The 12,857-nt window shown below is 74.7% G+C and carries 1 protein-coding gene (only partly in view); it reads right to left on the bottom strand.

The features are described from left to right. Window positions 1-12,857, bottom strand: the 5' portion of a protein-coding gene (locus AB0M80_RS14325) for an SDR family NAD(P)-dependent oxidoreductase (protein ID WP_364563786.1). 1,684 nt of this gene lie to the left of the window's left edge; only the first 12,857 of its 14,541 coding nucleotides appear in the window; it begins with the start codon at window positions 12,855-12,857; the stop codon falls past the left edge of the window.

The following is a 12,857-nucleotide window of genomic DNA, read 5'->3' as shown; positions in this document are numbered from 1 at the left end:
ACGTCGAGCCGCGGCCAGGCGAGGGTGAACAGGGCGTCGGCGCCGTGGTCCGCGGCGGCCGCCAGCTGCCCGGCCGAAATCGGCCGCATGACGAGGGATTCCGCGGCAGCGACCGGCGCGCCGGTCTCGTCGGCGACGGCGACCGAGACGCCGTCCGCGCCGAGCGCACCGAGGCGGACCCGCAGCGTGGTGGCCCCGGTCGCGTACAGCCGGACGCCGGTCCACGCGAACGGCAGCCGGGCGCCGGCCTGGGCGCTGGTCAGGCCGATCGGGTGCAGGGCCGCGTCGAGCAGGGCGGGGTGCAGGCCGTAGCGAGCCGCTTCGGCGCGCTGCTCGTCGGGCAGGACGACCTCGGCGTAGAGGTCGTCGCCGTGCCGCCAGGCCGCGCGCAGGCCCTGGAACGCCGGGCCGTAGCGGTAGCCGTGACCGGCGAGGGTGTCGTAGTGGCCGTCGACCGGCAGCGGTTCCGCGCCGGCGGGCGGCCACGCGGTGAGGGCCGTGCCCGGCTCGGCGCCGATGGCCAGCACTCCCTCGGCGTGCTGGGTCCAGTCGAGGTCGTCGCCGAGCCGCGAGTGGACGGTCACCGCGCGGCGGCCGTGCTCGTCGGCGGCTTCGACCCGGGCCTGGACGGCGACGCCGCCGCGGCGGGGCAGCACCAGCGGCGCCTGCAGGGTCAGCTCTTCGACGGTCGCGCAGCCGACCTGGTCGGCCGCCCGCACGGCGAGCTCGACGAACGCGGTGCCCGGCAACAGCACGGTGTCGCCGACCGCGTGGTCGGCGAGCCACGGGTGAGTGCTCAGGGACAGCCGTCCGGTGAGCAGCGTGGTGCCGGTGCCCGCGACGGCCACGGCCGCGCCGAGCAGCGGGTGCCCGGCGTCGGTGAGGCCGAGGCCGCCGGCGTCTCCCGCGGTGACCGCGGTCCACTGCGGCCAGTACCGCTCCTGCTGGAAGGGGTAGGTGGGGACGTCGGTGAACCGGGCGCCGGGGAAAGCGGGGGTCCAGTCGACCCGCACCCCGCTGACGTGCGCCTCGGCGAGGGCGGTGTAGAAGCGGGAGAGCCCGCCGTCGTCGCGGCGGAGCGAGCCCAGCGCGACGACGTCTTCCCCGATCGCCATGGTCAGCACCGGATGGGGCGAAGCCTCCACGAACGTGCCGAACCCCTCGCTCTTCAGCCGCTCGACCGCGATGTCGAGGCGGACCGTCTCGCGCAGGTTCGTGTACCAGTACTCCGCATCCAAAGTGGACCCCTCGGCCCATTCGCCGGTCACCGTGGAGAAAAACGCCGTGGCCGCTTCGCGCGGAGCAATGGGGCCGAGGACGTCCTGGAGCTCGGCACGGAGCTGTTCCACCTGCGCGGAGTGCGACGCATAGTCCACCGGCACCCGCTTCGCGCGCAGGCCGCCGGCTTCGCAGGCTGCGACGAACTCGTCCAGGGCTGCGGGCTCGCCGGACACCACGACCGCGGCCGGGCCGTTGACCGCCGCGATCGAGATCCCGTCCGTGAGGCGTTCTTCGACGGTGCCCAGGGGTGCCGCGACCGACACCATCCCGCCACGACCGGCCAAGGCGAGGATCGCCTTGCTGCGCAACGCCACGACCCGGGCGCCGTCTTCCAGGGAGAGCGCACCGGACACCACGGCCGCGGCGATCTCGCCCTGCGAGTGCCCGACCACCGCGTCCGGCACGACACCGAACGAGCGCCACAACTCGGCCAGCGACACCATCACCGCGAACAACACGGGCTGCACCACATCGACCCGGCTCAACGCCTCCGCATCGGCCAGGGCATCCCGCAAGGACCAATCCACAAAGGATTCCAGGGCCGAGCCGCATTCGGCCAACCGGGCCGCGAACACCGGTGCGGAGTCCGCGAGTTCCAGCGCCATCCCGGCCCATTGCGAACCCTGGCCCGGGAAGACGAGAGCCACCTTGCCCGGGGCACCGGCGACCCCGGTGACCACGTTCCCGGCGGGCCTGCCCTCCGCGACGGCGGTCAGGGAGTCGTGCTCCGCGCCGACCACCACCGCGCGGTACGGGAACCGCGAGCGGGCCGTGGCCAGCGAGAACCCGACGTCCGCCGGGGCGCCGTCGACCGCGGTGAGGGCGGCGGCCTGGTCACGCAGCGCGGCTTCGGTCCGCCCGGACAGCACCCACGGCACCGGCCCGGGGACCGGTTCGCGTTCCTCGGCCACGACGGCCGGCGCCTCTTCGAGGATCGTGTGCGCGTTGGTGCCGGAGATGCCGAACGACGACACCCCGGCCCGCCGGGGCCGCCCGGGGGTCCAGTCCCGGGACTCGGTCAGCAGCTCGACCGCACCGGCCGCCCAGTCCACATGCGACGAAGGCGCGTCGACGTGCAGCGTCGGCGGCAGGACGCCGTGCCGCATCGCCATCACCATCTTGATCACGCCCGCGACCCCGGCCGCGGCCTGGGTGTGCCCGAGGTTCGACTTGATCGAACCCAGCCACAGCGGTTCGTCCCGGTCCCGGCCGTAGGTCGCGAGCAACGCCTGCGCCTCGATCGGGTCGCCCAGGGTCGTCCCGGTGCCGTGCGCCTCGACGGCGTCCACTTCGGACGGAGCAAGGCCCGCGTCCGCCAGCGCCGCCCGGATGACCCGCTGCTGCGACGGGCCGTTCGGCGCGGTCAGGCCGTTGGACGCGCCGTCCGAGTTCACCGCCGAACCGCGTACCACGGCGAGGACGCGGCGGCCCTCGCGCAGCGCGTCGGACAGCCGCTGCACCAGCAGCATGCCCGCGCCTTCGGAGAACCCGGCGCCGTCGGCCGCCTCGGCGAACGCCTTGCACCGGCCGTCCGCGGCGAGGCCGCGCTGGAGGCTGAAGTCGACGAACATGCCGGGGGTCGCCATCACGGTCGCCCCGCCGGCCAGCGCCATCGAGCACTCGCCGCGCCGCAGTGCCTGCACCGCCAGGTGCAACGCCACCAGCGACGACGAACACGCCGTGTCCACCGTCAGCGACGGGCCTTCCAGCCCGAACACGTACGACAACCGGCCGGAGACGACGCTGGCGGCGTTGCCGACGCCGGCGTGGCCTTCCAGGGACTCGGTCGAGCGCTCCAGCAGGGCCGGGTAGTCCTGGCCGTTGGTGCCGGCGAACACGCCGATCCGCTCGCCCCGCACCGACGCCGGGTCCAGCCCGGCGCGTTCGAACGCCTCCCACGACGTCTGCAGCAGCAGCCGCTGCTGCGGGTCCATGGCGAGCGCCTCCCGCGGCGAGATCCCGAAGAAGCCGGGGTCGAAGCGGGTGGTGTCGGCGAGGAAGCCGCCCTCCCGGGCGTAACTCTTGCCGGTGGCTCCGGGCTCCGGGTCGTAGATCTCTTCGAGGTCCCAGCCGCGGTCGTCCGGGAACGGCGTGATGCCGTCGCCGCCCGCGGCGACCAGCCGCCAGAGGTCCTCCGGCGAGCGGACCCCGCCCGGGAAACGGCAGCCGATTCCGACGATCGCCACCGCCTCCGGGGGGTCCGTGGGGGCGGAGCCCCTCGGGCGGGGTTCGGGGGTCGCACCCCCGAATTGACGCTGCTCGTCCGCGTTCGCGGCGACCGGCCGCTCGTCGGCGGTTTCCCGGCCGCCGCCGAGCAGTTCGCCGAGGTACCCGGCGAGGACGGTGACCGTCGGGTGGTCGAACACCAGCGTCGCGGGCAGCCGCAGGCCGGTCGCGGTGGCCAGCCGGGTGCGCAGCTCGACCGCCGTCAGCGAGTCGAAGCCGAGTTCGGAGAAGGCGCGTTCGACGTCGACCGCGGCCGGGGAGGCGTGGCCGAGCACGGCCGCGGCCTGCGCGCGGACCAGGCCGGTCAGCACGCGGCGGGCTTCCGGCGCGCTCAGCCCGGCGAGTTCCGCGGCGAAGCCGGAGGTCGACGGCGCCGGTTCCTCGACGGCTTCCGGGATCTCGGCGAGCAGCGGCCGGGTGCGGGCGGCGGCGAAGGCCGGGGCGAAGCGCGGCCAGTCGACGTCGGCCACGACCACGGTGGTGTCGTCGAGGTCGAGGGCCCGGCCGAGCGCGGTCAGCGCCAGGTCCGGGTCGAGGGGCGGGACGCCCTCGGCCGCCAGCCGGGCGCGGTCGACACCTTCCTCGGCGTCCCAGACGCCCCAGGCGATCGACGTCGCGGCCGCCCCGCGGGCCCGGCGGCGCTCGGCGAGCGCGTCGAGATGGGCGTTCGCGGCCGCGTAGGCGCCGTGGGCACCGCTGCCGACGACGGCGGCGATGGAGGAGAACAGGACGAAGGCGTCGAGGCCGTCCGGGAGCAGGGCATCGAGGTGGTCGGCGGCGTCGGCCTTCACCCGGCACGCCCGGTCCAGGAGCTCCGGGCCGGTTTCGGCGAGGGGCGCCAGGTCCGTGACGGCGGCGGCGTGGAACACCGACCGCACCGGACCGTGCGCTTCGAGCACCGCGGCCAGCTGGGCGCGATCGGCGACGTCGCAAGGCGCCTCGACCACTTCGGCGTCGTGCCCGCGCAGGGTTTCCACGCCGGGCAGGGCCGCCGCGGCGAGCACGATCCGGGTGGCGCCCCGGGTGATCAGCCAGCGGGCGAGCCGGACGGCCGCGTAGCCGTCGACGTCGGTGACGAGCACCGTGCCTTCGGGCCGCCAGCGGCGAGCGGGTTCCCCGGTCTCGGCGTGGACGAGCCGCCGGGCGAACACGCCGGAAGCGCGCAGGGCCACCTGGTCCTCGCCGGTGGTCCCGGCCAGCACGGCGGCCAGCCGGGCCCCGGTGGTTTCGTCGAGGGTGGGCGGCAGGTCGACCAGCCCACCCCAGCGGGTGGGGTGCTCGAGCCCGGCGACGCGGCCGAGGCCCCACACCCGGGCCTGCACGGGGTCGGGGGCGTTGTCCTCCGGCCCGGTGGCCACGGCTCCCTCGGTCAGGAGCCAGAGCGGGGCGTCGACGCGGGTCAGTTCGAGGGCGGTCGCGGCGTCCGGGCGGACGGCCACGACACCGGCCAGGTCTTCGTCGTCCTCGACGATCTCGGCGCCGTGCGCGGTCAAGATTGCTTGGACGTCGTCGCCGGCTCCGACGACTCGCCAGCGGCCGGTGAGGCGCGCTGGTGGCGCGGCGACGGGGCGCCAGGCGATCCGGTAGCGCCAGGAGTCCGTGGTGGCCTCGTCGCGGCGGCGGCTGCGCCACTTCGCGAGCGCGGGCAGGACGGCGTCGAGCGGGGCGTCCTCGGCGAGGTCGAGAACGCCGGCGAACGCCGGGACGTCCTGGTCGCCGACGACCTCCCAGAACCGCTGGTCGGCCGGGTCGGCGGGGACGGGCTCGGCCTCCGGGACGTCGAGCCAGTACCGCTCCCGCTGGAAGGCGTAGGTGGGGAGGTCGGCCGGGCGCACGTCGGGGAAGGCCGGAGTCCAGTCGACCTGCACGCCGTTGACGTGCGCCTCGGCGAGCGCGGTGTGGAAGCGGGTGAGGCCGCCGTCGTCCCGGCGCAGACTCCCGAGCGCAACGACGTCCTCCCCGATGGCCATCGTGAGCACCGGGTGTGGCGACGCTTCGACGAACGTGCCGAAACCCTCGCTCTTCAGCCGCTCGACCGCCGTGTCCAGCCGGACCGTGCTGCGCAGGTTGGTGTACCAGTACTCCGCGTCCAATGTGGACCCGTCAACCCACTCGCCGGTCACCGTCGAGATGAAGGCGGTCTCCCCTGGCTGCGGGGTGATCGGGGCCAAGACGTCGAGGAGCTCGTCGCGTAGCTGCTCCACCTGCGGCGAGTGAGAGGCATAGTCCACCGGCACCCTCTTCACGCGAATGTCGTCCGCACGGCAGGCCGCCATGAACTCGTCCAGGGCTTCCGGTGAACCGGAGATCACCACGGCCGTCGGGCCGTTCACCGCCGCGATCGAGATTCCGTCGATCAGCCGCTCTTCAACGGTGGCCAAGGGCGCCGCCACCGAGACCATCCCGCCGCCACCGGCCAACGCCAGGATCGCCCTGCTCCGCAAGGCCACCACCCGAGCGCCATCCTCCAGCGACAACGCGCCCGACACCACCGCGGCCGCGATCTCACCCTGCGAATGCCCCACCACGGCATCGGGCACGACACCGAACGACCGCCACAACTCCGCGAGCGAGACCATCACCGCGAACAACGCCGGCTGCACCACATCGACCCGGCTCAGCGCCTCCGCATCGGCCAGTACCTCACGCAGCGACCAGTCCACAAAGGACTCCAAGGCAGCCGCGCACTCGTCGAGACGAGCCGCGAACACCGGCGAGGCATCCGCGAGTTCGAGAGCCATCCCGGCCCACTGCGAACCCTGACCGGGGAACACCAGCGCCACCTTGCCCGGCGCACCCGCCTCCCCCACGACGACATTCGACGCGGGAACACCTTCCGCGAGTGCCGCAAGACCACCGGTGAGATCCTCGCCGACCACGACCGCGCGGTGCCGGAACAGCGACCGAGCCTTCACCAGCGCCGCCCCGATCGACGCGGCCGGGAGCTCAGCTGCCCGGCCGAGCAGCGCACCGGCCTGCGCCCGCAGAGCCCCGGCCGTCCCCCCCGACAGCACCCACGGCACCGCCGCCCCCGAGCGCCCCGATGGGGCGTTCGGTGCGTCAGACGCCTCCAGGATCGCGTGTGCGTTCGTGCCGCTCACCCCGAACGACGACACCCCGGCCCGCCGCGGGCGGTCGCCGGAGGCCCACTCGCGGGCCTCGGTCAGCAGCTCCACCGACCCGGCCGACCAGTCCACGTGCGACGAAGGCGCGTCGACGTGCAGCGTCCGCGGTAGCACGCCGTGGCGCATCGCCATCACCATCTTGATGACGCCACCGACGCCGGCCGCCGCCTGCGTGTGGCCGATGTTCGACTTCAGCGACCCCAGCCACAACGGGCTCGAGCGGTCCTGGCCGTAGGCTTCCAGCAGCGCCTGCGCCTCGATGGGGTCACCGAGGGTCGTGCCGGTGCCGTGCGCCTCGACGGCGTCCACTTCGGACGCCGGCAGCCCCGCGTTCGCCAAAGCCTGGCGGATCACCCGCTGCTGGGCCGGGCCGTTGGGGGCGGTGAGGCCGTTGGACGCGCCGTCGGAGTTCACCGCCGTCCCGCGGACGACGGCGAGTACGGGGTGACCGTGGCGCCGGGCGTCGGACAGCCGTTCCACCAGCAGGAGCCCGGCGCCTTCGCCCCAGCCGGTGCCGTCGGCGGCGTCCGCGAACGACTTGCACCGGCCGTCGGCCGCGAGCCCGCGCTGGCGGCTGAACTCGACGAACAGCGCGGGCGTCGACAGGACCGTGACCCCGCCGGCCAGCGCCAGGTCGCACTCGCCCTGCCGCAGCGACTGGCACGCCAGGTGCAGCGCCACCAGCGACGACGAGCACGCCGTGTCCACGGTGATCGCCGGGCCTTCGAGGCCGAAGGCGTAGGCGATCCGGCCGGAGGCGACACTGCCGGCGCTGCCGTTGCCGAGGTAGCCCTCGTAACCCTCCAATCCACTTCGGACGTTCTGCAGCCGGGTGGCGTAGTCCTGGTACATCACGCCGGCGAACACGCCGGTCCGGCTGCCGCGCACCGCGTCCGGCACGATGCCGGCGCGCTCGAACACCTCCCACGCGACTTCCAGCAGCAGCCGCTGCTGCGGGTCCGTCGCGGTCGCTTCGCGCGGCGACATGCCGAAGAACTCGGCGTCGAAATCGGCGGCGTCGTAGAGGAACCCGCCTTCGCGGGCGTAGGACGTCCCGCGGTGGGCGGGGTCGTCGTCGAAGAGGTCACGCTCGGGCCAGCCCCGGTCGGCGGGGAACGCCGAAACGGCGTCGCGGCCCTCGGCGACCAGCTGCCAGAGGTCGTCCGGGGAGGCGATGCCACCCGGGTACCGGCAGCTCATCGCGACGATCGCGATCGGCTCGTCGGCCTCGGCCTTTTTCGTGACGGCGGTCCGGGCCGTCCGCCCGGCGAGGTGGGCGGCGAGCACCGCCGGGGTCGGGTGGTCGAACACCAGCGTCGCGGGCAGCCGCAGGCCGGTGGCCGCGGCGAGGCGGTTGCGCAGGTCGACCGCGGTCAGCGAGTCGAACCCGAGGTCCTTGAACGCGCGGGCCGGGTCGATCGCCTGCGCCGACGCGTGCCCGAGCACGGCCGCCACCTGCGTGCGGACCAGGTCGAGCAGCCCCTCTTCGGACAGCTCCGCCGGCCGGTGGCCGCCGGCCGCGGCGGTGCGCCGGACCGACGGCGGGAAGAGCCCGCGGAACAGCGGCGAGACGGTGCCGTCGGTGGCCTGGCGGCGCAGTGCGGCCGCGTCGAGAGCGATCGGGACCAGCGCGGCCGGGCCCGCGGCGACGGCCCGGTCGAACAACGCGAGCCCCTGCGCGGAGTCCAGCGGGCGCACGCCGGAGCGGCCGAGCCGGTCCCGCGCGCGGTCGTCGAGGTGCCCGGTCATCCCGCTGGCCTCGGCCCACAGGCCCCAGGCGAGTGACACGGCCGGCTGCCCGGCCGCGCGCCGCCGCTGGGCGAGGGCGTCGAGGTAGGCGTTGGCGGCGGCGTAGTTGCCCTGCCCGCTGCCCCCGGTCGTGCCGGCGGCGGCCGAGAACAGCACGAAGGCGGCGAGGTCGGTGGTCAGCTCGTCGAGGTTGCGGGCGGCGTCGGCTTTCGGGCGCAGGACCGCGGCCAGCCGCGCCGGGGTGAGGGCCTCGACGACGCCGTCGTCGAGGACGCCCGCGGCGTGCACGACGGCGGAAACACGATGCGCGGCCAGCACTTCGGCCAGCCGGTCGCGGTCGGCCGCGTCACAGGCGGCGAAGACGGCTTCGGTACCCGCGGCGGCGAGGTCGTCGGCGAGTCCGTCCGCGCCGGGCGCTTCCGCGCCGCGGCGGCTGAGCAGCACCAGCTGCCGGACCCCGTGTTCCCGCGCGAGGTGCCGGGCCACGAGCCCGCCGAGGACACCCGAAGCGCCGGTCACCAGCACGGCGCCGTCACCCCAGCCGGCGGCCTCCCCGGTGACGGTGGCGCGGGCCAGCCGCGGCACGAACACACGCCCGTCGCGGACCGCCGACTGCGGCTCGGGCGGGACGACCGGGTGGTCCGGATCGTCGGTGTCCAGCAGCGCGAACCGGCCGGGGTGCTCCGACTGCGCCGAGCGCACCAGACCCCACGCGGCGGCGAGGTCCGGGTCCGGCGCTTCGCCCTCGTGGACCGCGACCGCGCCGCTGGTGACGAAGACGAGGACTTCGGCGCGTTCGGTGGCGAGCCAGTCCTGGACGAGGCCGAGAACGTGGTGGACCGGCGCACCGGTGAGGGGTTCGAAGACGGCCTCGATGCCGGGGGCTTCCGGGACTTCGGTCCACTCGACGACGTACAGGTCGTCGGCGGACCGGTCGTCGGCGGACCGGTCCAGGCCACCGGCGGGCAGCGGGCGGAAGACCAAGGACTCGGCGGAAGCGACCGGGGCGCCGGCCGGGTCGGCGACCTCGACCGTGATTTCGTCGGGACCGCGGCGGGTCAGCCGGACGCGGAGCGCGGACGCCCCGGTGGCGTGCAGGGCGACCCGCGTCCAGGCGAACGGCAGCCGCGCCTGTCCGTCCGCTGTGGACACGAGAGCGAGCGGGTGCAGGGCCGCGTCGAGCAGGGCCGGGTGCAGGCCGAAGCGGGCCGCGTCCCGCGTCTCGGGCAGTTCGACCTCGGCGAAGATCTCCTCGCCGCGCCGCCACGCCGAGCGCAGGCCTTGGAAGGCGGGTCCGTAGCCGTAGCCCGCCGCCGCGTGGAGACCCTCGTAGAAGCCGTCGAGGTCGATCCTGGCCGCGCCCTCGGGCGGCCAGGAGTCCAGGGTGAACCCGGCGTCGGGCGTGCCGGGGGCGAGGACGCCGGCGGCGTGGCGGGTCCAGGGGTCGTCCTCGTCGCGCCGCGAGTGCACCTCGATCGCGCGGTGGCCGCTCTCGTCGGCCGCCCCCACCCAGACCTGCAGCGCGCGGCTGTCGCGGGCGCGCAGGGTCAGCGGCGTTTCGAGGGTGAGCTCCTCGACCGTGCCGCAGCCGGCGCGGTCGCCCGCCTGGACGGCGAGTTCGAGGAAGGCGGTGCCGGGCACCAGGATCGTGCCCTGCACGGCGTGGTCGGCGAGCCACGGCTGGGCCTGCGGGGAGACGCGGCCGGTGAGCACGAGACCGTCGCCGGCGGCCAGCGCCACGGCCGCGCCCAGCAGCGGGTGCCCGGTGGCGCTGAGACCGAGCGCGCCCGCGTCGCCCGCGTCGGCGACCACGTCGGGCCAGAAGCGTTCGCGCTGAAAGGCGTAAGTGGGGAGGTCGGCCGGGCGCGCGCCCGGGAAGGCCGGAGTCCAGTCGACGTCTACGCCGTTAACATGCGCCTCGGCAAGGGCCGTGTGGAACCGGGCCAGACCGCCGTCGTCCCGGCGCAGACTCCCCAGCGCAACGACATCCTCGCCGATCGCCATCGTGAGCACCGGGTGTGGCGACGCTTCGACGAACGTGCCGAAACCCTCGTTCTTCAGCCGCTCGACCGCCGTGTCCAGCCGAACCGTGCCGCGCAGGTTCGTGTACCAGTACTCCGCGTCCAATGTGGACCCGTCGGCCCACTCGCCGGTCACCGTCGAGATGAAGGCGGTCTCCCCTGGCTGCGGGGTGATCGGGGCCAAGACGTCGAGGAGCTCGTCGCGTAGCTGCTCCACCTGCGGCGAGTGCGACGCGTAGTCCACCGGCACCCGCTTCACGCGAATGTCGTCCGCACGACAAGCCGCCATGAACTCGTCCAGAGCCTCCGGCGCACCGGAGACCACCACGGCCGTCGGCCCGTTGACGGCGGCAACCGAGACGCCTTCGGTCAGGCGCTCCTCGACGGTTTCCAGACCGGCCGCGATCGACACCATCCCGCCGCCACCGGCCAACGCCAGGATCGCCCTGCTCCGCAGCGCCACCACCCGAGCACCGTCCTCGAGGGACAGCGCCCCCGAGACCACGGCGGCCGCGATCTCACCCTGCGAATGCCCGACCACCGCGTCCGGCACCACACCGAACGACCGCCACAACTCCGCCAGCGAGACCATCACCGCGAACAACGCCGGCTGCACCACGTCAACCCGGCTCAGCGCCTCCACATCGGCCAGCACCTCGCGCAACGACCAGTCCACAAAGGACCCGAGTGCCGAGCCGCACTCGTCCAAGCGGGCCGCGAACACCGGCGAAGACTCCGCCAGCTCCAGCGCCATCCCGGCCCACTGCGAACCCTGCCCCGGGAACACCAGCGCCACCTTGCCCGGCGCCCCGGCCTCCCCCACGATCACGTTCGCCGCGGGAACACCTTCGGCGAGCGCGGTGAGACCTCCGGCGAGGTCGTCGCCGACGACCACCGCGCGGTGCGGGAACGCCGTGCGGGTGGTGACCAGGGAGAACCCGATGTCGGCCGGGTTGCCGTGGTCGTGCCCGGCCAGCGCGGCGGCCTGCGCCTTGAGCGCCTGCGGGGTCCGCGCGGACAGCACCCACGGCACCGGCGTCGCCACAGCGGACGCTTCCGGCTCCTCGGCGTCCGGCGCGGCTTCGAGGATCGCGTGGGCGTTGGTGCCGCTCATGCCGAACGCGGACACACCCGCGCGGCGCGGTTCGCCGGTCTCCGGCCACGGCCGGGCCTCGGTGAGCAGCCGGACCCCGCCGGACGCCCAGTCGACGTGCGGAGTCGGCGCGTCGACGTGCAGCGTCCGCGGCAGGACGCCGTGCCGCATCGCCATCACCATCTTGATCACCCCGGCGACCCCGGCGGCGCCCTGGGTGTGGCCCACGTTCGACTTCAGCGACCCGAGGAACAGCGGATCGTCGCCCGTGCGGGCCCGGCCGTAGGTGGCCAGCAGCGCCTGCGCCTCGATCGGGTCGCCGAGGGTGGTGCCGGTGCCGTGCGCCTCGACCGCGTCGACCTGCTTCGCCGAGAGCCGCGCGCTGGCCAGCGCCTCGGTGATCACGCGTTCCTGCGCGGGCCCGTTGGGCGCGGTCAGGCCGTTGGACGCGCCGTCGGAGTTGATCGCCGAGCCGCGGACCACGGCGAGCACCGGGTGCCCGTGGCGCTGGGCGTCGGACAGCCGTTCCAGCACCAGCATGCCGGCGCCTTCGCCCCAGCCGGTGCCGTCGGCGGCGCCGGCGAAGGACTTGCAGCGGCCGTCGGGGGCCAGGCCGCGCTGCCGGCTGAACGCGACGAACGCCGCCGGGGTGGACAACACGGTCACGCCACCGGCGAGGGCGAGGGAGCACTCGCGGCGGCGAAGCGCGTGACACGCCCAGTGCAGCGCGACGAGCGAAGACGAGCAGGCGGTGTCGACCGTGACGGCGGCGCCGGCGAGGCCGAGGAAGTAGGAGAGCCGTCCGGAGACGACGGCGGTGGCGGTGCCGGTGAGCAGGTGCCCTTCGACGCTCTCGCCGGCGCCGCGCATGAGGTTCGCGTAGTCCTGCCCGGTGTTGCCGACGAAGACGCCGGTCTCCGAGCCGGCCAGCGAAGCCGGGTCGATGCGTGCGCGTTCGATGGCCTCCCAGGTCGTCTCCAGCAGCAGCCGCTGCTGGGCGTCCATGGCGAGCGCCTCACGCGGGGAGATGCCGAAGAACCCGGCGTCGAAGTCGGCGACGTCGTGCAGGAAGCCGCCGGACGCGGTGTGCGAGGTGCCCGGCCGGTCGGGATCGGGGTCGCGGAGCGCGTCGAGGTCCCAGCCGCGGTTCTCCGGGAAGCCGGTCACGGCGTCGGTGCCCGCGGCGACCAGGTCCCACAGGTCCTGCGGCGACCGGACGCCGCCGGGCAGCCGGCACCCCATGCCGACGATCGCGATGGGCTCCTGCTCGGCGTCCTCGACCGCCTGCAGCCGCCGGCGCGTCTGGTGCAGATTGGTCGTGACCCACCTGAGGTGCTCGCGCAGCGTCTCCTCGTCGGCCAT

The organism is Amycolatopsis sp. NPDC051045, assembly GCF_040682955.1.
GTDB lineage: Bacteria > Actinomycetota > Actinomycetes > Mycobacteriales > Pseudonocardiaceae > Amycolatopsis.
The sequence above is the reverse complement of the archived record's forward strand: the minus strand, read 5'-3'. Positions and strand labels throughout refer to the sequence as shown.